General features: G+C 71.3%; 20 protein-coding genes. 11 read left to right on the forward strand and 9 right to left on the reverse strand.

Annotated elements, in window-relative coordinates; all coding sequences use genetic code 11:
• Positions 1–9: 9 nt before the first annotated feature.
• Entirely contained in the window at positions 10–1,419 is a 1,410-nt protein-coding gene (locus CQ047_RS15390; protein ID WP_105676668.1) for an aldehyde dehydrogenase family protein, read from the forward strand.
• A gap of 97 nt (positions 1,420–1,516) precedes the next feature.
• Here CQ047_RS15390 and paaI read toward each other — a convergent pair whose 3' ends face one another.
• The 5 genes from paaI to CQ047_RS15415 are packed head-to-tail and all read right to left on the reverse strand — an operon-like array spanning position 1,517 to position 6,810.
• Entirely contained in the window at positions 1,517–1,909 is a 393-nt protein-coding gene (gene paaI, locus CQ047_RS15395; protein WP_105676669.1) for a hydroxyphenylacetyl-CoA thioesterase PaaI, read from the reverse strand.
• Complete coding sequence (gene paaZ, locus CQ047_RS15400) at positions 1,906–3,963, reverse strand: phenylacetic acid degradation bifunctional protein PaaZ (protein ID WP_105676671.1); 2,058 nt, start codon at positions 3,961–3,963, stop codon at positions 1,906–1,908. The genes paaI and paaZ overlap by 4 nt, the downstream gene beginning before the upstream one ends.
• Positions 3,960–4,865, reverse strand: a complete 906-nt coding sequence (locus CQ047_RS15405) for a 3-hydroxyacyl-CoA dehydrogenase family protein (RefSeq protein ID WP_105676672.1) — start codon at positions 4,863–4,865, stop codon at positions 3,960–3,962. The genes paaZ and CQ047_RS15405 overlap by 4 nt, the downstream gene beginning before the upstream one ends.
• On the reverse strand, positions 4,862–5,626 hold the full coding sequence (locus tag CQ047_RS15410) for an enoyl-CoA hydratase/isomerase family protein (RefSeq protein WP_105676673.1): 765 nt from the start codon (positions 5,624–5,626) through the stop codon (positions 4,862–4,864). The genes CQ047_RS15405 and CQ047_RS15410 overlap by 4 nt, the downstream gene beginning before the upstream one ends.
• Positions 5,623–6,810, reverse strand: a complete 1,188-nt coding sequence (locus tag CQ047_RS15415; protein WP_105676683.1) for an acetyl-CoA C-acyltransferase — start codon at positions 6,808–6,810, stop codon at positions 5,623–5,625. The genes CQ047_RS15410 and CQ047_RS15415 overlap by 4 nt, the downstream gene beginning before the upstream one ends.
• Positions 6,811–6,919: 109 nt before the next feature.
• Here CQ047_RS15415 and CQ047_RS15420 point away from each other — a divergent pair, with 109 nt between their 5' ends.
• The 3 genes from CQ047_RS15420 to CQ047_RS15430 all read left to right on the forward strand — a co-directional run bounded on the left by CQ047_RS15420 (position 6,920) and on the right by CQ047_RS15430 (position 10,265).
• A complete protein-coding gene (locus CQ047_RS15420; RefSeq protein ID WP_105676674.1) occupies positions 6,920–7,531 on the forward strand; it encodes a TetR/AcrR family transcriptional regulator in 612 nt (203 codons plus the stop codon).
• 79 nt (positions 7,532–7,610) lie between these two features.
• A complete protein-coding gene (locus CQ047_RS15425) occupies positions 7,611–8,609 on the forward strand; it encodes a helix-turn-helix domain-containing protein (RefSeq protein ID WP_105676676.1) in 999 nt (332 codons plus the stop codon).
• Between the two features lie 123 nt (positions 8,610–8,732).
• Positions 8,733–10,265 (forward strand): GMC family oxidoreductase, encoded by a 1,533-nt coding sequence (locus CQ047_RS15430; RefSeq protein ID WP_105676677.1) that lies wholly within the window; start codon positions 8,733–8,735, stop codon positions 10,263–10,265.
• 159 nt (positions 10,266–10,424) lie between these two features.
• On the opposite strand, the gene CQ047_RS15435 is transcribed toward CQ047_RS15430, so the two are convergent.
• Positions 10,425–11,192 (reverse strand): IclR family transcriptional regulator, encoded by a 768-nt coding sequence (locus CQ047_RS15435; protein WP_105676684.1) that lies wholly within the window; start codon positions 11,190–11,192, stop codon positions 10,425–10,427.
• 149 nt (positions 11,193–11,341) lie between these two features.
• On the opposite strand from CQ047_RS15435, the gene dhaK reads away from it, so the two are divergent.
• The 4 genes from dhaK to CQ047_RS15455 all read left to right on the forward strand — a co-directional run bounded on the left by dhaK (position 11,342) and on the right by CQ047_RS15455 (position 16,862).
• Positions 11,342–12,334 (forward strand): dihydroxyacetone kinase subunit DhaK, encoded by a 993-nt coding sequence (dhaK, locus tag CQ047_RS15440; protein WP_105676686.1) that lies wholly within the window; start codon positions 11,342–11,344, stop codon positions 12,332–12,334.
• The gene (gene dhaL, locus CQ047_RS15445; protein WP_105676688.1) at positions 12,334–12,975 is read left to right on the forward strand and encodes a dihydroxyacetone kinase subunit DhaL; all 642 of its coding nucleotides are present in this window, start codon (positions 12,334–12,336) and stop codon (positions 12,973–12,975) included. Before dhaK ends, dhaL begins: the two co-directional genes overlap by 1 nt.
• Positions 12,975–15,422: a phosphoenolpyruvate--protein phosphotransferase gene (ptsP, locus tag CQ047_RS15450; RefSeq protein WP_105676678.1), complete on the forward strand. Its 2,448-nt coding sequence runs from the start codon at positions 12,975–12,977 to the stop codon at positions 15,420–15,422. The genes dhaL and ptsP overlap by 1 nt, the downstream gene beginning before the upstream one ends.
• A gap of 156 nt (positions 15,423–15,578) precedes the next feature.
• Positions 15,579–16,862 carry a sensor domain-containing protein gene (locus tag CQ047_RS15455; protein ID WP_181155967.1) on the forward strand — a complete coding sequence of 428 codons (1,284 nt, stop codon included), beginning with the start codon at positions 15,579–15,581 and terminating at the stop codon, positions 16,860–16,862.
• A gap of 38 nt (positions 16,863–16,900) precedes the next feature.
• Here CQ047_RS15455 and CQ047_RS15460 read toward each other — a convergent pair whose 3' ends face one another.
• The 3 genes from CQ047_RS15460 to pdhA are packed head-to-tail and all read right to left on the reverse strand — an operon-like array spanning position 16,901 to position 20,480.
• The gene (locus CQ047_RS15460; protein WP_258132711.1) at positions 16,901–18,355 is read right to left on the reverse strand and encodes a dihydrolipoamide acetyltransferase family protein; all 1,455 of its coding nucleotides are present in this window, start codon (positions 18,353–18,355) and stop codon (positions 16,901–16,903) included.
• Positions 18,352–19,380 (reverse strand): alpha-ketoacid dehydrogenase subunit beta, encoded by a 1,029-nt coding sequence (locus CQ047_RS15465; protein WP_105676681.1) that lies wholly within the window; start codon positions 19,378–19,380, stop codon positions 18,352–18,354. Before CQ047_RS15465 ends, CQ047_RS15460 begins: the two co-directional genes overlap by 4 nt.
• Complete coding sequence (gene pdhA / locus CQ047_RS15470) at positions 19,377–20,480, reverse strand: pyruvate dehydrogenase (acetyl-transferring) E1 component subunit alpha (protein ID WP_105676691.1); 1,104 nt, start codon at positions 20,478–20,480, stop codon at positions 19,377–19,379. The genes CQ047_RS15465 and pdhA overlap by 4 nt, the downstream gene beginning before the upstream one ends.
• Before the next feature lie 151 nt (positions 20,481–20,631).
• Here pdhA and CQ047_RS15475 point away from each other — a divergent pair, with 151 nt between their 5' ends.
• The 3 genes from CQ047_RS15475 to CQ047_RS15485 form a co-directional block, all read left to right on the forward strand.
• Complete coding sequence (locus tag CQ047_RS15475; RefSeq protein WP_105676682.1) at positions 20,632–21,069, forward strand: Lrp/AsnC family transcriptional regulator; 438 nt, start codon at positions 20,632–20,634, stop codon at positions 21,067–21,069.
• Positions 21,070–21,213: 144 nt separating this feature from the next.
• Positions 21,214–22,653, forward strand: coding sequence for an aldehyde dehydrogenase family protein (locus CQ047_RS15480; protein WP_181155968.1), 1,440 nt, complete (start codon positions 21,214–21,216; stop codon positions 22,651–22,653).
• Positions 22,654–22,656: 3 nt separating this feature from the next.
• A partial coding sequence (locus tag CQ047_RS15485; protein ID WP_146114361.1) for a GMC family oxidoreductase occupies positions 22,657–23,345 on the forward strand: 689 nt, incomplete at its 3' end.

Raw genomic sequence — 23,345 nt, forward strand, 5'->3', positions numbered from 1 at the left:
GAGGATGCTGTGACCACGACGACGACGCTCCTGGAGGAGATCAGCGTGCCCGAGGGGATCGGTCGGCCGATCCCCGACGCCGCGACCCGCGAGGTGATCGCGTACGCGCCGGTGCACACCACGGAGGACCTGGACAGGGCCATCGCCGACGCCCGTGCGGCGCAGCCGGGGTGGGCCGCACTCGGTCACGCCGAGCGCAGCCGCATCCTGCACGCGATCGCCGACGAGATCGAGGCGAACGCGGAGGAGCTCGCGGTGCTGCTCTCGCGCGAGCAGGGCAAGCCGCTCAACGGACCCAACGCGCGCTTCGAGGTCGGCGCGTGCGCGCTCTGGACCCGCAGCGCCGCGGATACCCCGCTCGAACCCGAGGTCGTCTTCGAGGCCGGCGAGTCGAGGGCAGAGGTGCACTACGAGCCGCTCGGCGTCGTCGGCGCGATCGGTCCGTGGAACTGGCCCATGATGATCTCGGTCTGGCAGATCGCGCCCTCGCTGCGCATGGGCAACACCGTGGTCGTGAAGCCGAGCGAGTACACGCCGCTCTCGGTGCTCGCGCTCGCCGCGGTGTTCAACCGGCACCTGCCCGAGGGCGTGCTGACCGTGGTCTCGGGCGACCGCGAGGTGGGCGCGTCGATCGCGGCGCACCCGGGGCTGGACAAGATCATGTTCACCGGATCGACGGAGACGGGGCGCCGCATCGTGGAGGCCTCGGCGCACAACCTCGCGCGGCTCACGCTCGAGCTGGGCGGGAACGATCCGGGCATCATCCTGCCGGGCACCGACATCGCCGCCATCGCCGAGAACCTGTTCTGGGGCATCTTCCTCAACACGGGTCAGACCTGCGCGGCCCTCAAGCGGCTGTACGTGCACGACTCGCAGTACGAGCAGGTCGTGGAGACGCTCGCGAACCTCGCCGCGGCGATGCCGAGCGGCAACGGGCTCGACGAGGCGAACGTGCTCGGCCCCCTGCAGAACGAGAAGCAGTTCGACGTCGTGCGCCGGCTCGTGGATGACGCGAGGGCGCGCGGCGCCCGCATCGTGACGGGCGGAGCGGCCGCGCCCGAGCACGGACCGCTGTTCTACCAGACGACCGTCGTCGCCGACATCGACGACGGCGCCCCGCTGGTCGACGAGGAGCAGTTCGGCCCCGTGATCCCAGTGATCCGCTACTCGGAGATCGATGATGCGGTGCGCCGGGCGAATGCGTCGTCGCAGGGACTGGGTGCGTCGGTGTGGTCGTCGGATGCGGATGCCGCGACCGAGGTCGCCCGTCGGGTGCAGGCCGGGACGGTGTGGATCAACCAGCACGGTGCGATCAACCCGAACGTGCCGTTCGGCGGCATCAAGGCCAGCGGCTACGGGCAGGAGTTCGGCGTCGCCGGTCTCAAGGCCGTCGCCGCTCCCCAGGTGATCCAGCGCTGAACCTCTCGAACGCGCGGAAGGGCCGGGGTCGTGACGACCCCGGCCCTTCTCTGCGTCAGAGGTGCGCATGGCGGCGGCATCCGTGACGGCCCGCGCCTCAGCGCGATGCCGGCCGGTTCGTGGTGATCGAGCGTCCGCGGAACTCGGCGACGGCATCGCCGATCTCGTCGGTGACCGTGACGTCGTACAGCCCGGTGCGGCCGCTGACCACGCGCCGAACGGCGGTCGCGGTGAGGGTCTGCCCCGCCCGCGTCGACTTCAGGAAGGTGATGTCGGCTCCTGCGGCCACGGTCACCCGCTCGTCTTCGTTGCACGCGATCGCGAACGCCGTGTCCGCCAGGGCGAACACGAGTCCTCCGTGGGTGATCGCGAAGCCGTTCAGCATGTCCTCCCGCACGGGCATCGACACGATCGCGTGCCCCGGCTCGTCGAGTTCGACGACCATCCCGAGCATCGCCGAGGCGCTGTCACGCTGCATCATCGGCCTCATGACTTGCTCACCAGCGTCAGCACGTCGTAGGTGGCGACGGTCTCGTCCTCCTGATTGCGGATGACGGCATCCCACCGCACCTCGCCGTACTCGTCGGTCTCGCGCGGCGTGATCTGCTTGGCGGTGAGCTCGACGCGGATCTCGTCTCCGGGGGAGACCGGCGTGAGGAAGCGCAGGTTCTCGAGTCCGTAGTTCGCGAGCACCGGTCCGGGCTCCGGGTCGACGAACAGCCCGGCCGCCCACGAGACGAGCAGGTAGCCGTGCGCCACGCGCCCGGGGAAGAACGGGTTGGCCGCGGCGGCCTCCTCGTCCATGTGCGCGTAGAAGGTGTCGCCGGTGAAGTGCGCGAAGGTCTCGATGTCGTCGAGGGTCACCTCGCGCGAAGCCGACACGATCTGATCGCCGATCCGCAGCTCTGCCAGCGACTTGCGGAACGGATGCCGTCCGCCGCTGTGCGCCGCGGCGCCGGCATGCCACACGCCGGTCAGCGCCGTCAGCATCTCGGGCGATCCCTGCACGGCCGTGCGCTGCATGTGGTGCAGCACGGCGCGGATGCCGCCGAGCTCCTCGCCGCCGCCGGCCCGCCCGGGACCGCCGTGCACGAGGTTCGGCAGCGGGGAGCCGTGGCCGGTGGAGGATCGGGCATCGTCGCGGTCGAGCAGCAGCATGCGTCCGTTGAAGGGCGCGATGCGCGTGGCGAGCTCGACGGCCTGTGCGGGGTCGTGCGTCGCGATGCTGGTGACGAGCGAGCCGCCGCCGCGGGCGACGAGCGCCGCGGCCTCGGCGGTGGTGTCGTACGTGAGCAGCGAGGAGACGGGGCCGAACGCCTCGACGGAGTGCACGGCATCCGACTGCGCGTCGTCGAAGCGCAGCAGCACGGGCGAGACGAAGGCGCCGTCGGGGGCGTCGCCCACCGTGCCGTCGGCGAGGCGCACCTCGGGGGCGTCGGTCGATCCGACGACGACCCGGCCGCCGGCGTCCTGCAGGACCCGCACCTGGCGCCGCACCTCGTCGCGCTGAGCTGTCGAGGCGAGCGGACCCATGGTCACGCCCTCCGCGCGGGGGTCACCCAGCACGGTCTTCTCGGTGATGCGCAACCGCACGGCGGCGATCACGGCGTCCGCGGATGCGGCGGGCACGATCGCCCTGCGGATCGCGGTGCACTTCTGTCCGGCCTTGGTCGTCATCTCCGTCACGAGCTGGCGGACGTACGCGTCGAACTCGGGGGTGCCCTCCACCGCGTCGGTGCCGAGCACGGAGGCGTTGATCGAGTCGGTCTCGGCGGTGAACCGCACGCCGCCCGTCTGCACGGCCGGGTGCGCCTTCAGGCTCTCCGCGGTGGATGCGCTGCCGGTGAAGCCGACGAGGTCGCCGAGTCGCAGGTTCTCGAACAGCTCGGGCACGCTGCCGCTCACCAGCTGCAGCGATCCTTCGGGCAGCAGCCCCGACTCGACGAGGATCCGCACCATCGCCTCGGCCAGGTATCCGGTCGGCGTCGCGGGCTTGACGAGCGTCGGCATGCCCGCGAGGAACGCGGGGGCGAACTTCTCCAGAGAACCCCACACCGGGAAGTTGAAGGCGTTGATCTGCACCGCCACACCGGGGAGGGTCGTGTAGACGTGGCGGCCGAGGAAGGATCCGTCCTTGGAGAGCGGCTCCACGGGTCCGTCGACGTGCACGGTGCCATTCGGCAGCTCGCGCCGGCCCTTGCCCGAGTAGGAGAAGAGCACGCCGATCCCGCCGTCGATGTCCACCCACGAGTCGACCTTCGTGGCGCCTGTGCGCGAGGACAGCGCGTACAGCTCGTCCTTGCGCGCGGTGAGGGCGAGCGCGAACTGCTTGAGCAGCACCGCCCGCTGGTGGAAGGTGAGCGCGGCGAGGCTCCGCTGCCCGGTCGTCCTGGCGAACTCGAGCGCGCCAGCGAGGTCGAGTCCCTCGGTGGACACCCGGGTGATCAGCTCGCCGGTGGAGGCGTCGCGGACGTCCGTCGCCCGGTCGGGGGAGGAGGGCGTCCACCACTCGCCGTTGACGTAGCTCGACAGGTACTCGGTCATCTCTCCTCGTTCCATTCGTAGAATCCGCGGCCGGACTTGCGGCCCAGCCGCCCCTCGGCCACCATCCGGCGCAGCAGCTCCGGCGGGGCGAAGCGCTCGCCGAACGCGCGCTCCAGCTCCTCCGCGATCCCGAGGCGCACATCGAGGCCCACGATGTCCGAGGTGCGCAGCGGGCCGGTGGGATGCCGGTACCCGAGGGTCATCGCGGCGTCGATGTCGGCGGCCGATGCGACGCCCTCCTCCAGCATCCGGATCGCTTCGAGGCCGAGCATGACGCCCAGGCGCGAAGACGCGAAGCCGGGGGAGTCGCGCACGACGATCGGCGTCTTGCCGAGGGCCGCGACCCAGTCGCGGGCGCTCTCGGTGACATCGGGCGCGGTCGCCGTGCCGTGCACGATCTCGACCAGCGCCGAAGCGGGGACGGGATTGAAGAAGTGCAGGCCCAGGAAGCGCTCCGGGCGCAGGCGCGTGGCGGCGAGGTCGTCGATCGAGATCGACGACGTGTTGCTCGCCAGCGTCGCGTGCGCGGGCATGGCGGCCTCCGCGCGGGCGAGAGACTGCTCCTTGAGGTCGCGGTCCTCCGGCACCGCCTCGATCACGAGGTCGCACTCGCCGAAGGCTGAGATGTCCGTGCCGGTCGTGAGGCGTGAGCGCAGCGCGGTCCCGTCGAGGGAGGCGTCGCGTTCGGCCGAGCGACGGATGCTGTCGTCGATGCGGTCGGCCGCGGCATCCGCGCTGGCGTCGTCGCGCTCGACCACGGTCACGTGCGACCCCGCCAGCAGGAACGCGTGCGCGATGCCGGCGCCCATGCGTCCGCCGCCCAGGACGCCGACGCGTGCCGGCGGGCGTTTCGTCTCGCTGCGCTCGCTCAACGACCGGGGGGTGGGAGCGGGGTCGCTCATAGCTTGTTCCTCGCTTCGTCTCGCTGCGCTCGCTCAGTGCGGCGCTCCAGGAACGCGGTCATCCTGCGGTGCTTCTCGGGGGACTCGAACAGCTCGGCCTGCAGCTCGAGCTCGATGGCCGGATGCTGGGCCCTCGGCGTGCGCAGGGCGCGCTTGGTGTGCCGCGTCGCGAGGGGGTCGTTCGCGGCGATCCGATCTGCGATCGCGTGGGCGGCGGGCAGGAGGTCGTCCGCGGCGTGCACAGCGGAGATCAGCCCCCAGGCCAGCGCCTCCTCGGCATCCAGCGCCCGACCGGTGAGGAGGAGCTCGCTCGCTCTCGCCTCCCCGACGATCTCGGGCAGTCGCCAGGCGGCGCCCGCCGCGGCGATGATGCCGAGCCCGGTCTCGGGGTTGCCGATCTTCAGGGCGGGGGTGGCGATGCGGATGTCCGCCGCGTAGGCGAGCTCGGCGCCACCGCCGAGCGCATAGCCGTCGATCGCCGCGATCACGGGCATCGGGAGTTCGCGGATCCGGATGAACGCGGTCGCGTTGATGCCCTTCCGCGCGTCCTCGGCCGTGCGCTCCCGCAGCTGGGCGATGTCGGCCCCCGCCGCGAAGGTTCCTCCGGAGCCAGTGAGGATCAGCGTGCGCGGCGCGGCCTCGAGCCCTGCGCACAGCTCGTGCAGGGCATCGATCGTCTCCTGATCGATCGCGTTCCGCTTCTCCGGGCGGTCCAGGGTCGCGATCACGCGGTCGGCGCGCTCCTCGATGCGCAGCGTCATGACACGAGCTCCACGATCATGGCTGTGCCCTGGCCGACGCCGACGCACATGGTGGCGAGGCCGTAGCGCACGCCCTCGCGCTCCATACGGCCGAGCAGCGTGACGATCAATCGCGATCCGCTCGATCCCAGCGGGTGTCCGAGGGCGATCGCGCCGCCGTCGGCGTTCACGATCGCGGGGTCGAGTCCCAGGCGGCGGATGCAGGCCAGCGACTGCGAGGCGAACGCCTCGTTCAGCTCGACCGCGCCGATGTCCGCGATGCTCAGTCCGGCCTTGCGCAGCGCCTTTTCGGTCGCCGGCACCGGGCCGAGCCCCATGATCTCGGGGGCGAGGGCCGCCGAGGCCGAGGCGACGATGCGCGCGCGGGGGCGCAGTCCGTGCGCGGCGACGGCCTGTGCACTCGCGACGAGGATCGCGGAGGCGCCGTCGTTCAGCGAGCTGGAGTTGCCGGCCGTGACGACCGATCCGCCGACCACGACAGGACGCAGCGCAGCGAGCGCCTCGGGCGAGGTCTCGCGTCGAGGGCCCTCGTCGGTGTCGACGAGTCCGCGGGGCGTCTCGACCCCCACGATCTCGGGGGCGAACCGTCCGGCGTCGATCGCCGCGAGGGCGCGCTGATGGCTCAGGAGCGCGAACGCGTCGGCATCCGCCCTCGAGATCCCGTCGACGCGCGCCACCTCCTCTGCGGTCTCCGGCATCGAGAAGGTCGCCTTGTCGCGTGCGCTCAGCCGAGGGTTCGTGAATCGCCAGCCGATCGACGTGTCGAAGGCCGCGCCCGGCTTGCCCCATGCCCGCTCCGGCTTCGCCTGCACCCAGGGCGCCCTGGTCATGGATTCGACGCCGCCGGCGACGATGAGGTCGGCGTCGTCCGCGCGCACGGCGTTCGCCGCGAGGGCGATGGCCGACATCCCCGACGCGCACAGCCGGTTCACGGTCAGCCCGGGGACCGAATCGGGGAGGCCGGCGAGCAGCACGGCCATGCGGGCCACGTTGCGGTTGTCCTCGCCCGCCTGGTTCGCCGCGCCCAGGATCACCTCGTCGATCGCATCGACCGGCGCCGTCGACCTGCTCACCGCTTCGCCGACGACGAGGGCGGCGAGGTCGTCCGGGCGGATGCTGGAGAGCGCGCCGCCGTAGCGGCCGACCGGGGTGCGCGCACCGCCGACGAGGTAGGCCTCGGACATCGTCATCCTCCTGTCTGCCGCCACTGGCAGATAATTTCAGACCGATCGGTCAGGAATACATTCTCAGATGAACCGGCGGTTGGCAACTCCGAGATGACAGACTGGTCGCATGCCCCGCACCGATCCCGCAGATCCGACGCCGAAGCGGGGCAGGCCGGGCTACGACCGCGAGCAGGTGCTCGCCGTCGCGGTGAAGGTGTTCAACGACCACGGCTACGACGCGACCAGCGTCGCCGACCTCACCGCCGCGCTCGGGCTGACGAAGTCGGCGCTCTACCACCACTTCGACTCCAAGTCCGCGATCCTCGAACTCGCGCTGAACGACGCGCTCGACGGACTGGAGCAGGTCGTGGACGACGCCGTGGCGCAGCATCCGCTCGCCGCCGACCGTCTGCGCTCGATCGTCCGAGGAGCCGTTCGCGTGCTCACCGAGAAGCTCCCCTCCGTGACCCTGCTGCTGCGGGTGCGGGGCAACAGCGAGGTCGAGACGACGGCGCTGCGGCGCCGGCGCGACTTCGACCAGCGGGTCACGGCGATCGTCGCCGAGGCGCAGCGCGAGGGGCTGATCCGCGATGACGTCGATGCGGCGGTCGCGACCAGGCTCATCTTCGGCATGATCAACTCGGTCGTCGAGTGGTACCGACCAGGCGGCCCCGTAGACCCCGAAGAGCTCGGCGAGGACATCCTGCGCGTGAGTCTGGACGGGCTCCAGTCGCGCTGACCTCGGGTCGACCTCGCGCGGCGCGCGCCGACGAACTGCGCGTATGCTGTCCGTCACGCGACGAGGCGAGGAGTGATGGATGGGCGATCGCGAACGCGAGGAGAACCCGGGCAGGGTCGTGCTCGACTGCGGCGACGTGGCCTCCGCTGAGCGCTTCGACATGTGGACGGATGCCGTGAATCGCAGCTTCGTGCCCCTCCGGGCCTGGTCTGCGGATCCTGCGACCAGGGCGGGCTTCGCGGGCAAGCTCGTGGCGCAGGAGCTCGGGCCGTTGTCGGTGAGCAGCGTGTCGGGATCGCCCGTTCGCGTGAGCCGCACCAGGAGCGAGATCGCCCGTGACGACCCCGGCCACATCAAGCTCGGCGTGCAGCTGCAGGGCCGGAGCGTGATCAGCCAGGACGGACGCGATGCCATCCTGCTGCCGGGGGACTTCGCCGTCTACGACACGACGCGCCCCTACTCCGTCGACTTCGACGACTCGTTCCGCATGCTGGTCGTGATGTTCCCGCTCGAGACCCTCCGCATCGATCGGGCGCGCCTGAGAGCGCTGACGGCCTCGCGGTTCTCCGGACACGAGGGCGTGAGCGCGATCGCCTCCTCGCTGCTGCGCGCGTTCGACAGCGCCCTCGAAGACGGCACGCTCCGCAACCGGATGCCGCTGTCCGACGCCGTGCTCGACATGCTGACCGCTGCCCTCGGGGAACGACTGGAGCTCGTGCTGGACAGCGGAGGGGATGCCGACCGGAGGGCGCTCCTGACCAGGATCGAGATGTACATCGCCGCGCATCTCGGCGACGCCGAGCTGACGGTCGCTCAGATCGCCGCCGCCCACCACGTCTCGGTGCGGTATCTGCAGAAGCTGTTCGAGGGCAGGAACGACACCGTGAGCTCGTGGATCCGGCATCGCCGCCTCGACGCCACCCGTAGAGACCTGAGCAATCCGACCCAGGTCGGGCAGCAGATCGCGTCGATCGGAGCGCGATGGGGCTTCACCGACGCCACGGCCTTCTCCCGGGCGTTCCGCACGCGGTTCGGCGTCACGCCGAGCGAGTACCGCGCCGAGGCGCTGCAGCACTGACCCCGGCGATCGTGCGCGTCCGGCACATCGGTGTTCGCCGGTGGCCGGTCGGTTCCGCCGCATCCGGGCGATTCTGATCTGACAGCGGGCGAAGACCGCCCGGCGTTCAGAGAGGAACGAGCGATGACCGAGCTCACAGAAGTCGCCGACTACATCGTGGTCGGCGCGGGATCGGCGGGCAGCGCCATCGCGCGCCGCCTGGTCGACGCGGGGCGCACCGTCCACGTGCTGGAGGCGGGGCCGGTGGACAGCGACCCGAACATCCACTCACCGCAGGGCTGGCCGGGCCTGCTGATGTCGCCCAGCGACTGGGCGGTCATGACCACTCCGCAGGAGCATCTGGGCGGGCGGGTCCTCTACTGGCCGCGCGGCAGGACGCTCGGCGGCTCCAGCTCGCTGAACGGCATGATCTACATGCGCGGCGACCGCAGCGACTACGACGGCTGGGCTGAGCGGGGCGCGGCCGGCTGGTCGTGGGACGAGGTCTTCCCCTTCTTCACCGCGTCCGAGGACCACGCCGACGGCGCCGACGAGTTCCACGGCGCAGGCGGACCGCTGCACGTCGAACGGGTGCCCGTGGACAAGCGGCACCCCCTGGCCTCGGCGTTCGTGGATGCGGCGGTGGCCGAAGGCATCCCCGCGACCGACGACTTCAACCGCGAGACGCTCGACGGCGCGGGCTTCAACCACACGACGACGAAGGACGGCAGACGCGCGTCGGCCTGGCAGTCGTTCGTCGCCCCCATCCTCGGCGACGCACGGCTCGCCGTGACCACGGATGCGCTCGTCGACCGGGTCGTGATCGAAGACGGCAGGGCCGTCGGCGTCGAGTACTCGGTCGACGGCGTGACGCGAGTGGCGCGGGCAACGCGCGAGGTCGTGCTGTCCGGCGGGGCGATCGGCTCACCCGCGGTGCTGCTGCGCTCGGGCGTGGGCCCGAAGGATGACCTGAGCGCCCTCGGCATCGATGTCGTGGCCGATCTGCCCGGTGTCGGCGAGAACCTGCACGACCACCTCCTGGTGAGCGTGCTGTACGAGGCGAAGGACCCGGTCGCCCCGCCGCAGTGGAACATCCTGGAGAGCCAGTTCTACGCCCGATCCTCCGTCGCGGCCGATGATGCGGCCCCCGATCTGCAGCCGCTGTTCATCCACGTGCCGTATCCGACCGACGGCGGAGCCGTGCCGGAGCAGGGGTACACGATCGTCGCGGGCATCGTCCGCCCGTACTCGCGCGGCACGCTGCGCCTGGCTTCTGCGGCGGCATCCGATGCTCCCCTCGTCGACCCGAACGTCTTCGCCGACGACCGTGATCTGGAGGCGATGGTCGATGCGATCGAGCTCGTGCGCCGGGTCGGCGCCCAGGACGCGTTCGCGCCGTTCCGCGCTGCGGAGTTCGCCCCCGGCGACGACGTGACCACCCGTGATCAGCTGCGCGACTTCGCCCGCCGCACGGTCGGCACCTATCACCACCAGGCAGGCACCTGCCGGATGGGGAGCGACGAGCTCGCCGTCGTCGACCCGCAGCTGCGGGTTCGCGGAGTGGCGGGACTCCGCGTGGCCGATGCCTCGGTCATGCCCTTCGTGCCGAGCGCCAACACCAACGCGCCCTCGATCATGATCGGCGAGCGGGCGGCGGGCTTCCTGCTCGCGGAGTAGCCACGGGAGAACCCGAGCCCGCGGGACACGTCGAGTGCCCGGGTGGATGCGCCGCGCGCGTCCACCCGGGCATGGAGCGTCAGCGGCCGTCTCGACACTTCGTGCGGGGTGGTGGGCGATCGCCTCCGCGGAGGAGGTGCGCATCGAGGCCCGGACTGTTCAGTCCTCGGCCGGCGCGACTCGCGGGGGCCACGTCGTCGAGCCGAGCTCGCGGGAGATGTTGCGGGCCGTCTCCCGCAGGGCCGCGAGCACCGCGTCGGATGCCGGGGCCTGCGCGGTCGGCATCACGACCGCGAGCGCCGCGACGATGTCGCCCCGCGCGTCGGCCACGGGCGCCGCGATCGACGTCTCGCCGAGCACGGCCTCGTCGGTCTCAGAGGCGCTTCCCCGTTCGACGATCGCCGGCAGCTCGAGGGTGAGCCTCGCGACGTCGGTCACCGTGTCGCCGGTCAGACTGCGCAGCGGCTGCGCGAACACGTTCCGCTGGAACCCCTGATCGTAGGCGAGCAGCACCTTGCCCATCGCAGACGCGTGCGCCGGGATCGCGACCCCGGTCTCGAGCATCTGCTGGCTGTCGTCCGGGCGCAGGTTGTGGTGGATCACCAGCACGTCGGTGAAGTGCGGAGCGCCGAGCCGCACGGACAGGCCGGTGCGGCGGGCGAGATCCTGCGTCCAGCGCATCGCGCGGGCGCGGACGTCGAGGGTGTCGAGGTAGACGTTGCTCAGCCGCAGCAGCGTGGGGCCGAGCATGTAGCGCTGCCCGCCGCGCTCTTTGGCGACGAGGCCGTGCTCCCTGAGCGACTTGACGATGCCGTGCACGGTCGACGGGGGGAGGTCCAGCGCGAGGGCGAGGTCGGTGATGCCCAGATGCCGGGCGCCCTGCAGCAGCTCGAGCACCTTCGCGGCGCGGTCGATGGCCTGGATCATGCGGCCCTCCCTCTCAGACGATTCTTCCTCGAATCGGCGACTCGACGGGGTCTTGACATCCCGTCCGACTCCGAGCATATTCGACATTAACGAATTCCTTTCGGATTTCGACGACTTTCAGCCAGGCAGTGATCAAGGGAGATCGGACGATGAAGAAGCTCATCAACAACCCTGCGGACGTGCTCATCGAGTCGCTCAGGGGAGTCGCCGCGGCGCACCCCGAGCTGTCGGTGGACCTCGACACCAGCGTCATCACGCGCGCGACGCCCAAGGCGCAGGGCAAGGTCGCCGTGGTGTCCGGTGGAGGCTCAGGACACGAGCCGCTGCACGGCGGATTCGTCGGCATCGGGATGCTCGATGCCGCCGTGGCCGGTGAGGTCTTCACCTCGCCGACCCCCGACCGGGTGCAGGCCGCCACGAAGGCCGTCGACCGCGGCGCCGGGGTGCTGCACATCGTCAAGAACTACACCGGAGACGTGCTGAACTTCGAGATGGCCGCCGAGCTCGCCGAGATGGAGGGCATCGAGGTCGGCACGGTCGTCGTCGACGACGACGTCGCCGTGCAGGACTCGCTGTACACCGCCGGTCGACGCGGCGTCGGACTCACCGTGCTGCTCGAGAAGATCGTCGGCGCCGCCGCGGAGGAGGGGCAGGACCTCGCCTCCGTCGTCGCACTCGCCCAGCGCGTCAACGCCCAGGGCCGGTCGATGGGCATGGCGCTCACGAGCTGCACGGTGCCGGCCGCCGGCAAGCCGACCTTCGATCTCCCCGAGGACCAGATGGAGATCGGCATCGGCATCCACGGCGAACCCGGTCGCCACCGCGAGCCCCTCGCCCCGGCATCCGACATCGCCCGGCAGCTGGTGGAGCCGATCCTCGCCGACCTCGACTTCACGGGACCCGTGATCGTGATGCTCAACGGCATGGGCGCCACCCCGCAGATCGAGCTGTACCTGATGTACGCCGAGGTGGCTGCTCTGCTGGAGAAGGCCGGCGTGCAGATCGTGCGCAACCTCGTCGGCAACTACATCACCTCGCTCGACATGGCCGGATGCTCGGTCACCGTGCTCAAGGCCGACGACGAGGTCCTGCGGCTGTGGGATGCGCCGGTCGTCACCCCCGGTCTGCGGTGGGGCGCCTGATGGGGAACGTGGGAGTCGCGGCGCTGCAGGACTGGATCGCGCGATTCAGCGCGGCCGTCGCCGAGAAGAAGGACTGGCTCACCGAGCTCGACTCGGCCATCGGCGACGCCGACCACGGAGCGAACATGTCGCGGGGCATGGGCGCCGTCGTCGAGAAGCTGAGCGGAGGCGCGCCGGCCACGGCGGATGAGCTGCTCAAGACGGTGGGGATGACCCTGGTCAGCTCGGTGGGCGGCGCCAGCGGCCCTCTCTACGGCACGTTCTTCCTGCGCATGGGGATGAGCGCGGGAGCGGTCGACTCCCTCGACGGCGCGTCGCTCGCCGGCGCTCTGCGCGCAGGTCTCGACGGCATCGTCGCCCGGGGCAAGCCCGAAGCGGGGGACAAGACCATGTTCGACGCGATGTCTCCGGCCGTCGACGCGTTCGACGGGGCCCTCGCGGGCGGCGCCTCCGTGAGCGAGGCGGCCCACGCGGCCGCGGTCGCGGCGGCGACGGGTCGGGATGCGACGCTCCCGCTCGTGGCGCGCAAGGGTCGCGCCAGCTATCTCGGGGAGCGCAGCGCCGGTCACCTCGACCCCGGCGCCGCGTCGACCGCTCTGCTGTTCGAGACGCTGGACGCCGCGATCGCGGCCGCCTCCTGATGATCGGCATCGTCGCCGTCTCCCACAGCGCTCGGCTCGGGGAGGCGGCACTCGAGCTCGCCCTCCAGATGGTGCAGGGCGGCGGCGTGCAGGTGCGCGTCGCGGCAGGGGCGGGAACGGATGCCGAGGGCAGGCCGATCCTCGGAACAGACGCGACCGCGGTGGCCGCGGCCATCGACGAGCTCGCCCCCGAGTGCGGCGGCGTGCTCGTGCTCATGGATCTGGGGTCTGCGGTGATGAGCGCCGAGCTCGCCCTGGAGTTCCGGACCAGCGAGGTTCCCGTGCGGCTCGTTCCCGCGCCGTTCGTCGAGGGACTCCTCGCCGCCGTCGTGTCGGCGGCGGCCGGGGCGTCGCTGGACGTCGTCGCCGACGAGGCCTCCGCTGCTCTGGGGGCGAAGACCGGGCAGCTGGGGGAGCACACGGCCGAGCCCGAGCGGGAACCCGCGGACGAGCGCGGAGAGGCGCAGGGGGAGCGGATCACTCGCACCGTGCGGGTGCGCAATCCGCTCGGCATCCACGCACGCCCCGCCGCGCTCATCGCCAAGGCCTCGACGGGAGCCGAGGTGCGGCTGCGCCTCCTGCCCGATGGGCCGGAGGCGGCCGCGGCCAGCCTGTCGCGCCTGCTGATCCTCGGCGCACGTCAGGGCGATGAGATCGAGCTGTCGGCGTCCGGGGACGCCGCCGAGGAGGCGCTCACGCGTCTCGCCGCCCTCTTCCACGACGGTTTCGGCGAGGGCGTCGAGGCGGCGGCGCCTGCTTCCGCTCCCGTCGAGGCGCCCCCCGCGACCGTCGCGGCCGGCGCGGTGCTGCGGGGCCGTGGCGTGAGCGCGGGGGCCGCCGCTGCGGTCGTCGTGCGTCTCGCGCCGCCGCTGCCGGAACCCGCGAGCGACATCGTGATCGACGAGGCCGACCGCGATGCGGAGGTCTCGTCGATCGAGTGGGCAGCGGTCGCGGTCGCCGACGAACTGCGCGGCCGCACGGCGGAGGCGTCGGGCGAGGCTCGCGACATCCTCGACGCCTCTCGGCTGCTGGCCTCCGACCCCGAACTCGTCTCCGAGGCGTCCGCGCTCGTGCGGACGAAGGGACGCACCGCCGCGCGCGCCGTCTGGGAGACCGCATCAGCGCACGAGAAGGGGCTGGCCGCTCTCGGCGGTCGGATGGCCGAGCGGGCCGCCGACATCCGCGACGTCCGCGACCGGATCATCGCCGAGATCCTCGAGGTGGAGATGCCGGGGGTGCCCCAGCGGGACGAGCCGTTCGTGCTCGTGGCGACCGATCTCGCCCCCGCAGACACCGCAGCGCTGGACGGAGGGCGCTGCGTCGCCCTGGTCACGGAGCAGGGCGGACCGACCTCGCACACGGCGATCATCGCGCGCTCCCTCGGACTGCCGGCCGTCGTGGGCGTCGCGGGGGCGACGGGGATCGCCTCGGGCGCGACCGTCCTGGTCGACGGGGACCGAGGCACCGTCGAAGTGGAGCCGTCACGCGCCAGGATCGACGCGGCGGTCGCCGCCGCCGTCATCGTGCCGTTCGACGGCGCGGGCAGGCTGGCGGACGGCCACGAGGTGCCGCTGCTCGCCAACGTCGGCGGAGCGGCGGATGCCGTGGCCGCCGCAGCGGCCGGCGCGGAGGGCGTCGGTCTCTTCCGCACCGAGTTCTGCTTCCTGGACCGCACGGAGGCTCCGTCGGTCGAGGAGCAGATCGAGGCCTATCGGGGAGTCCTCGCGGCGTTCCCCGGACGCAAGGTCGTGGTGCGCACGCTCGACGCGGGCAGCGACAAGCCGCTGCCGTTCGCGAACGCCGACGACGAGGAGAACCCCGCGCTCGGTGTGCGCGGGCTCCGCATCGCCCGCCGTTCGCCGGCTCTGCTCGACGATCAGCTGCGCGCCCTCGCCGCCGCGGCCGCCTCGGAGGACGCGCTGGTCGAGGTCATGGCGCCCATGGTGGCCACGGTCGAGGAGGCGCGGGAGTTCGCCGAGCGGGCGCGCGCAGCGGGGCTCACGCGCGTCGGCATCATGATCGAGACGCCGTCGGCCGCGCTGCTGGCCGCGGAGATGCTGGAGGTCGTCGACTTCGTCAGCATCGGCACGAACGACCTCGCCCAGTACACGCTCGCCGCCGACCGCCTCCTCAGCGATCTCGGCGACCTCAACGACCCGTGGCAGCCCGCGGTGCTCCGCCTGATCGGCACCGTCGGCGCCGCGGGGCGGGCGGCAGGCAAGCCCGTCGGCGTCTGCGGTGAAGCGGGGGGAGACCCTGTGCTCGCACCGGTGCTCGTCGGACTCGGAGCGACCAGCCTGTCGATGACGCCTCGCGCCCTCGGACGGGTCGGGGCGTCCCTGGCCGGTGTCGACGAATCGCAGTGCAGACGGATGGCCGAGGCCGTGTCGACGGCGTCGGACGTGCAGCAGACCCGGGATGCGGCGGGTCGGGGGCGACAGCGGTAGGACGGCGCCGGCGTCGTCACATGCTCATCTCGGCATGTGATTCATATCATTCCCGTCTCGACATGGACGCAGAGGTGAGCACAGATTCTCCTCGCCTCTATCCTCGACACCAGGGGGCACCGAAGAACGGTGCGATCAATGAACTGGAGGGTTCTCATGTCTCATCTGCGTGTGTGGAGAAGGTCCTCGATCGTCGTCGCCGCGGCCGGAGTCGTTCTGCTGGGCCTCGCGGCCTGCGCGCCGGCGTCCGAACCCGGGGGGACGCCGTCGACGGCCCCCGAGACACCGGAACCGTATGACGGACCGGTGGCGTTCGTCGGCGATGAACTGGATCTCCTTGTGCTGGAACCCGAGGAGATCGCGGAGATCCTTCCCGGGGCGACGGGGGTGACGGCATCCTCGTCGGTGCTCATGCAGGTCTCAGACGGAAGCGGACCGAGCGCTGACCCGAGGATCTGCGAGGTGTTCTACACAGAGCACGCTCTGCACGCCGTCGGTGCTCGCGTCGTCACGTGGAGCATGCCGGGTGCAGCGCAGGACGTGCCAGGGGTCCTGCAGGTTCTGCAGTTCGCCGATGAGGAGCATGCCCGGTCTCTGATGGACCAGGTCGTCCAGGGGGCAGAGCAGTGCAGCGCGTTCACGAAGGAGGCGGCCGTGACCTTCGACGGTGTGGCCACCGAAGGCGACGGCGAGGTCAGGGCGCTCGCGGGAACCCTCACGGATAACTGGAGCGGGACGGCCATGCGCACGGTGCGGGGCTATGCCGCGACGGGCAACGTCGTGACCGTGCTCGAAGCCCCTCTCCCCGACGGCACTGAGGTCGACAACGGGGACATCGCCGAGGCGATGAACGCACGCACGGAGGACGCGCGTGACGCGCTCATCGAGAAGCTGACGGCCACCCCGCCGACCGAAGAGGAAGCGCCGACCGGCGACGCCTCCGCACCCTGGAGCGAGTGGAAGATCTCGACCGCCGGCGTGGGGCCCATCCTTCTCGGCGACACTCTCGACATTGCGAAGTCCGTCTTTCCCGACGGTTCCGTGGCGGAGCCCGAGTTTCCGGGTGGAGAGTGGAAGGCGACGGCCCCCGGGGCGGACGGCTCGATCCTGATCGAGGCGTCCGGAGACGGGTCGAAGGTCGCGGCGCTGACCGTCGGCACCAGGGCCTCGCTCGAGCGGCCGTTGCAGGAGGGGCAGGCTCTTCCGGCAGCCGGGGAGATTCGCGTGGGCTCGCCGGTGGCAGAGGCCATCTCGGCCTTCCCCGGAGGGACGATCGTGACCGTCGCCTCCTCGGGTGACGACTGGTACGACGTCGCCACCCGCAGCGGGAGGCTGCTCCGGTTCCACACCGATCGGGACGCCGTGGATCCGGAGGCACTGATCGTCGGCATCACGGCGAGGGACGCCACGATGACGCCCCTTCCGCAGCTGGGCGACTGACGCGCACCGGGGGCGCTGGCGACAGCACGCGCCCCCGGTCACACCCTCCCGAAGGCGCGGAGGGGATGCTCGATGAGCTCGACCACGCGTCGCAGGAACGAGGCGGCGTACCCGCCGTCGCAGACGCGGTGGTCGAAGACGAGCGACAGCTGGGCGATGCGTCGGGCGACGATCTCGCCCTCCACCACCCACGGGCGCTCCAGGATGCGACCGAGGCCGAGAATCGCCACGTCGGGGTGGTTGATGATCGCGGCGGACCCGTCGACGCCGAAGCCGCCGTAGTTGTTCAGGGTGAAGGTCGAGCCCCGCAGGCGCTCCGGCGGCATCGTTCCGCCGCGCGCGGTGCCGGCGAGCTCGCGGAGAGCGGCGTCGAGGTCGGCGGCGCTGAGGGCATCGGCGTGCGGGATGACGGGGACCATGAGGCCACGGGGAGTGTCGGCGGCGATGCCGAGGTTCACTCCCTCGAACTCGATGACCTCCGACGCGTCGGGGGAGAGACGCGAGGCGAGCAGCGGATGGTCCTCCAGCGCGATCAGCACGAAGCGGGCGATCAGCGCGGTGATCGAGGGCGCACGTCCGCCCTCCGGCGCCATCTCGGCGCGGGCGTTCCAGAGCGCGGTGGCGTCGACGTCGACCCACACGGTCGCCTCGGGGATCTCGGCCCTGCTGCGGCTCAGCGTCGCATTCGCGGCCTTGCGCAGGGGCGACATGCGGGTGCGGGACCGCACGGCCAGGCCGTCGATCCGTGCGTCGCTCTCGAGAGCGGACGCCGCCGGACCGCCCTCCACGGGAGCGGATGCCGCGGCCGTCACGCCGTCCACGGCGTGATCGACGGCCGCGCGGAGCACGTCGGCCCTGGTGATCGCTCCGTCCGCCCCGGTCGGCGCGATGAGGCGCACGTCGAGGCCGAGGTCTCGCGCGAGCCGGCGGACGAGGGGTGAGCGCACGGCGACCGGTCGACGGGCGGCCGCCTCTGCATCCGAATTTCGGATGATCGTACGATTCTCGGATGCCGTCGGCGGAATCGTCCGAGAAATGCGCGGGTCTCCGATTTCAGGAGTCGTGATCGGGGTGTCCGGAGCGGCAGACGAGAGATCCGGAGTCACGGTCGGAGCACCCGGACGCGCGGCGGGGCGCCGGCGCCGCCCCTTGACCTCGCGCTCCGAGGTGCCGTAGCCGATGAGGACGTTGCCCGAGCCTGCGCGCTCCTCGGTGCGGTAGGCCTCGTGGACGTCGGATGCCGCGGCATCCGCGACCTCGAGCACGGGTGCTCCGACATCGATCGTGTCGCCGGGGGAGCCGTGCAGCGCGATGACCACGCCGGCGAACGGGGACGGCAGCTCGACGACGCTCTTCGCCGTCTCGACCTCCGCGATGGGCTGATCCGTCGTGATCGTGTCGCCCACGGCCACGAGCCACTGCACGAGACCGGCCTCGGTGAGCCCCTCGCCGAGATCGGGGAGGCGGAAGACGCGCGCGGTGAGGGCGCTCACTTCTCGTCCTCCCAGTGCAGCGAGTCGATCGCGTCGAGCACGCGGTCGACGTCGGGCAGGTACCAGTGCTCCAGCTTGGGCGGCGCGTACGGGGTGTCGAAACCGGTGACCCTGCGCACGGGGGCCTCCAGATACTCGAAGCAGCGCTCGAACACCCGCGCCTGGATCTCCGACGCGACGCTCACATAGCCCGGAGCCTCGGCGATCACGACCGCGCGGCCCGTCGAACGCACGGCGGCGGTGACCGTCTCGTCGTCGAAGGGCGACAGCGAGCGCACGTCGACGACCTGCACGCTGCGCCCCTCGGCGGCGGCGACCTCGGCGACCTCCAGAGCCAGCGGCACCGAGGACCCGTAGGCGAGCAGGGTCACATCCGTGCCCTCGCGGGCGACGCGTGCGGTGCCGATCTCGGCGGTGACCGAGGTGTCGACCTCGCCCTTGGCCCAGTAGAGCTTCTTCGGCTCGAGGAAGATCACGGGATCGGGGGAGGCGATCGCGGCGCGCAGCAGCGAGTACGCGTCCTGCGGAGTCGATGGGCTGACGACCGTGAGGCCGGGGGTGTGCGCGTAGTACGCCTCCGACGAGTCGCAGTGGTGCTCGACCCCGCCGATGCCGCCGCCGAACGGGATGCGGATGACCAACGGCATCCGCACCCCGCCCCGCGTGCGGTTGCCGAGCTTGGCGACGTGGCTGACGACCTGCTCGAACGCAGGAAGCGCGAAGGCGTCGAACTGCAGCTCGACCACGGGGCGCATGCCGTTCATCGCCATGCCGACCGCCGTGCCGACGATGCCCGACTCCGCGAGCGGTGTGTCGAAGCATCGGTCCTCGCCGAACCGGGCCGTGAGGCCGTCGGTGATGCGGAACACGCCTCCGAGGGCGCCGACGTCCTCCCCGAAGACGACGACCTCCGGATCCGCCTGGATCGCATCGGCGAGGGCGAGGTTGAGTGCGGCCGCCATGCTCATCGTGGCCACGGCGGGTGTCGACGCCTCTGTCCGGACGTCGTGCTCGGCGATGGTCATCGTGCGCCTCCTGAGGTCTCGGCGGGGGTCCGATCGATCTCTCCGCGGAGCAGCTGCCACTGCTCCTCGAGCTGCGGCGAGCGGGCCGCGGTCACGAAGCGGAAGAGGTCTTCGGGGTCGAGCTCGGCATCCGCGTTCAGCGCGTCGCGCATCGCCTGGGCGATCGTCTCGGCCCCGGCCGCGTATTCGGCGTCGAGCGCCTCGTCGAGGACGCCGGAGGCCGTCAGGTGCGCGCGGAGGCGCGTGAGCGGATCCCTGGCCACCCAGGCCTGCACCTCGGCGCGCTCGCGGTAGCGGGTGTCGTCGTCGGCGTTGGTGTGCGCCTGCATCCGATACGTGTGGGCCTCGATGAGAGCCGGCCCTCCGCCGGTGCGTGCCCGTTCCACGGCCTCTCCGAGCACCGCGAGGACCGCGGCGACGTCGTTGCCGTCGACGCGCTGCCCCGGCATGCCGTAGCCGATGGCCTTGTGCGCGAGGGAGGGGGCGGCGGTCTGGCGCGAGAGCGGCACCGAGATCGCGAACCCGTTGTTCTGGACGAAGAACACGACGGGCACATGGAAGACCGCGGCGAAGTTCATCGCCTCGTGGAAGTCGCCCTCGCTCGTGGCGCCGTCGCCGCAGAGTGCGACGACGACCGTGTCCTCGCCCCGCTGCTTCGCCGCATAGGCGAAGCCGACGGCGTGCAGGAGCTGCGTGGCGAGCGGGGTCGCCTGCGGGGCGACCCGATGGGTCTTCACGTCGTAGCCGGAGTGCCAGTCGCCCTTGAGCAGCACCAGGGCGTCGGCGGCGCTGACACCGCGCGCGATCACGGCGACGGAGTCGCGGTAGGTCGGGAACAGCCAGTCCGTCTCGGCGAGGGCGAGCGCGACCCCGATCTGGCAGGCCTCCTGCCCGTGCGACGACGGGTACACCGCGAGTCGCCCCTGCCGGACGAGGGCGCTGGCCTGGTCGTTGATCCGGCGGCCCTCGACGAGACCGCGGTACGCGCGCAGCAGGCTGGCGGTGTCCGGCAGCGCGTAGTGGTCGTCGGCGACGACAGCGCCGTCCTGGTCGATCAGCTGCACCGCTTCTTCACGCGGGAGCATGTCCGTGTCCTGCATCCGTCCGCCCTCCTTGCCGAACTCGATGGGTCCAGCATGCGTCGCTCCGCGCACTCGTCCAAGATCTATCCGCGAATCCTGGACGAATGGATGATGATTGTTGATTCAGGCATCGAAGTGTCAGAATTCATCGACAGAACGAAGGGGTGCCATGATCACGCTCGACGACACCGATCACGCGATCCTCCGAGAGCTGCGTCAGGACGCCCGCGCCTCGATGACGGCGATCGCGGATGCCGTGCACATCTCCCGCGCCGGCGCCCACGCCCGCATCAAGAGGCTCACCGAGGCCGGCGTCATCACGGGATACGCCGTGCGGACCGACCCCGTGCTGCTCGGTCACCACGCCAGCGCCTACGTCATGCTCGCGATCGAGCAGGCCACCTGGCAGGACGTGAGCGCACGGCTGCGCGCGATCCCCGAGATCGAGCACATGGCGCTGGTCGGCGGGGACTTCGACGTCATCCTCCTGGTGCGCGCGAGTGATGCGCGAGACCTCCGCCGCATCGTGCTGGAGGACATCCAGGCGATCCCGTCGATCCGCTCGACGCGGACCACGCTGATCTTCGAGGACTTCACCAGGGCCTGAGGGTCACGGGAGGGTTCCCGCGATCCCTTCGCACTCGGACATCACCGGCGCGCTCCGCGACAAGTCCGGCGGGCCGCGGCATCCGACAATGAAGGGGACCGGGGCCGTCCACCGGTCGAAGCCCCCGCTCGAAGGAGAGTCCTGATGTCCGAATCCGCCGCATCCGCAGCCGCCGCGCTGCTCGACCGCATCCAGGCGCCGGAGGGCGCAGGACGAGAGATCCCGGACGCCGCGACGCGCGAGATCATCGGACGGGCCCCCGTCGACTCGATCGACGTCCTCGACGGCGCGATCGAACGTGCCAGGGCGGCACAGCCCGCCTGGGAGGCGCTCGGCCACGAGAAGCGGATCGAGCTGCTGCTCGCTGCGGCCGACGCGATCGACGCGAACGCGGAGGCTCTCGCCTACATCCTCTCGCGCGAGCAGGGCAAGCCGCTGAACGGACCGAACGCCCGGTTCGAGCTCGGAGCGTGCTCGGCGTGGCTGCGCACGAACGCCGCCACGGTGCTGGAGTCGCAGGTGCTGGTCGACGACGAGAACCTGCACGCGGAGCTCGTGTACAAGGCGGCCGGGGTGGTCGGGGCGATCGGTCCGTGGAACTGGCCGCTCATGATCACGATCTGGCAGATCGGGCCGTCGCTGCGCATGGGCAACACGGTCGTCGCGAAGCCCAGCGAGTACACGCCGCTGAGCGTGCTCGCGATGCTCTCGGTCATGAACGAGGTCCTTCCGGCCGACGTCCTCATCGGCGTCTCCGGCGACCGCGAGGTCGGCTCCCGTCTCGCCTCGCATCCCGACGTCGCCAAGATCATGTTCACGGGCTCGACGGCCACGGGGCGCCGCATCATCGAGAGCTCGGCCGGCAACCTCGCCCGCCTCACGCTGGAGCTGGGCGGCAACGACGCCGGCATCGTGCTGCCGGGCACGGATGCCGCGGCCATCGCGCAGGACCTCTTCTGGGGAGCATTCATCAACACCGGCCAGACCTGTGCGGCGATGAAGCGCCTGTACGTGCACGACTCGGTGTACGACGACGTCGTGAACGCGCTGGGCGAGATCGCGGCGTCGGTCCCGATGGGCAACGGCCTCGACGAGGACAACGTCCTCGGACCGCTGCAGAACAGAGCGCAGTTCGACATCGTCTCGCGGCTCGTCGACGACGCGAAGGCGTCGGGGGCGCGGGTCGTCACGGGCGGCGAGGCCGCCCCGGAGCTGGGCGAGCTGTTCTACCGGCCGACCATCATCGCCGACATCTCGAACGACGCCGCCCTCGTGCAGGAGGAGCAGTTCGGACCGGCCCTGCCGATCATCCGCTACTCCGATGTCGACGAGGCGTTCGCCTGGGCGAACGCGGTCGACGTGGGCCTCGGCGCGTCCGTGTGGTCGAGCGACCCTGATGCCGCCCGCGAGGCGGCGACGCGCATGCAGTCCGGCACGGTGTGGATCAACTCGCACGGCGGGCTGCACCCGATGGTGCCGTTCGGCGGGGTGAAGAGCTCGGGCTACGGCCTCGAGTTCGGCGTCGAGGGACTCAAGTCGGTCGCGGTGACGCAGGTCGTCTCCGGCCCCGGACGGAAGGGCTGAGGCGTGCGGACCGCGATCGTCGTCGGCGCCGGCACATCGGGCGCCATCGTCGCGCGACGGCTGGCCGATGCGGGCGTCGCCGTGACCCTGATCGAGGCGGGCGGCTACGACACCAACCCCGCGATCCACGACCCGTCCCGTGCGGGGGAGCTGTGGCACTCCGCCGAGGACTGGGACTTCTACACGGTTCCGCAGGAGCACGCGGCCGGCCGCCGACTGCATCTGCCTCGGGGCAAGGTGACGGGCGGATCGCACGCGCTGAACGCGATGATCTGGGTGCGGGGCGCGGCATCCGACTACGACGGATGGGAGCGCGACGGGGCGACCGGCTGGGGCTGGTCCGACGTGGAGCCGGTCTACGAGGCCATCGAGAACGACCTGCTCCCCGTGACCGACGACTACCCGCTGTCACCGATCCAGGCGTCGATCATCGAGGCCGCCATGCAGGAGGGCCTGCCGCACAACCCGGACTACAACGCCGGCACCCTCGACGGCATCTCGCAGGAGCAGGTCACGATGCGCGACGGGCGCCGCGTGAACACGTGGATGGCCTATGCGCAGCCGATCGCCGACCGCCTCACGGTCGTCACCGGCCGTGAGGTGCACTCGGTCATCGTCGAAGACGGTCGGGCGCTGGGGGTCCGGCTCGGGGAGGGGGCGGATGCCGAGTGCGGCCAGTTCCTCCGCCGGCC

This window comes from Microbacterium sp. MYb72 (genome assembly GCF_002979415.1).
Classification (GTDB): Bacteria; Actinomycetota; Actinomycetes; order Actinomycetales; family Microbacteriaceae; genus Microbacterium; species Microbacterium natoriense.

Excerpts from the sequence above, each read along its gene's own strand:
- paaI (WP_105676669.1), bottom strand. The coding sequence starts at position 1,909 with ATGAGGCCGATGATGCAGCGTGACAGCGCCTCGGCGATGCTCGGGATG.
- paaZ (WP_105676671.1), bottom strand. The coding sequence starts at position 3,963 with ATGACCGAGTACCTGTCGAGCTACGTCAACGGCGAGTGGTGGACGCCC.
- CQ047_RS15405 (WP_105676672.1), bottom strand. The coding sequence starts at position 4,865 with ATGAGCGACCCCGCTCCCACCCCCCGGTCGTTGAGCGAGCGCAGCGAG.
- CQ047_RS15410 (WP_105676673.1), bottom strand. The coding sequence starts at position 5,626 with ATGACGCTGCGCATCGAGGAGCGCGCCGACCGCGTGATCGCGACCCTG.
- CQ047_RS15415 (WP_105676683.1), bottom strand. The coding sequence starts at position 6,810 with ATGTCCGAGGCCTACCTCGTCGGCGGTGCGCGCACCCCGGTCGGCCGC.
- CQ047_RS15420 (WP_105676674.1), top strand. The coding sequence starts at position 6,920 with ATGCCCCGCACCGATCCCGCAGATCCGACGCCGAAGCGGGGCAGGCCG.
- CQ047_RS15425 (WP_105676676.1), top strand. The coding sequence starts at position 7,611 with ATGGGCGATCGCGAACGCGAGGAGAACCCGGGCAGGGTCGTGCTCGAC.
- CQ047_RS15430 (WP_105676677.1), top strand. The coding sequence starts at position 8,733 with ATGACCGAGCTCACAGAAGTCGCCGACTACATCGTGGTCGGCGCGGGA.
- CQ047_RS15435 (WP_105676684.1), bottom strand. The coding sequence starts at position 11,192 with ATGATCCAGGCCATCGACCGCGCCGCGAAGGTGCTCGAGCTGCTGCAG.
- dhaK (WP_105676686.1), top strand. The coding sequence starts at position 11,342 with ATGAAGAAGCTCATCAACAACCCTGCGGACGTGCTCATCGAGTCGCTC.
- dhaL (WP_105676688.1), top strand. The coding sequence starts at position 12,334 with ATGGGGAACGTGGGAGTCGCGGCGCTGCAGGACTGGATCGCGCGATTC.
- ptsP (WP_105676678.1), top strand. The coding sequence starts at position 12,975 with ATGATCGGCATCGTCGCCGTCTCCCACAGCGCTCGGCTCGGGGAGGCG.
- CQ047_RS15455 (WP_181155967.1), top strand. The coding sequence starts at position 15,579 with ATGTCTCATCTGCGTGTGTGGAGAAGGTCCTCGATCGTCGTCGCCGCG.
- CQ047_RS15465 (WP_105676681.1), bottom strand. The coding sequence starts at position 19,380 with ATGACCATCGCCGAGCACGACGTCCGGACAGAGGCGTCGACACCCGCC.
- pdhA (WP_105676691.1), bottom strand. The coding sequence starts at position 20,480 with ATGCAGGACACGGACATGCTCCCGCGTGAAGAAGCGGTGCAGCTGATC.
- CQ047_RS15475 (WP_105676682.1), top strand. The coding sequence starts at position 20,632 with ATGATCACGCTCGACGACACCGATCACGCGATCCTCCGAGAGCTGCGT.
- CQ047_RS15480 (WP_181155968.1), top strand. The coding sequence starts at position 21,214 with ATGTCCGAATCCGCCGCATCCGCAGCCGCCGCGCTGCTCGACCGCATC.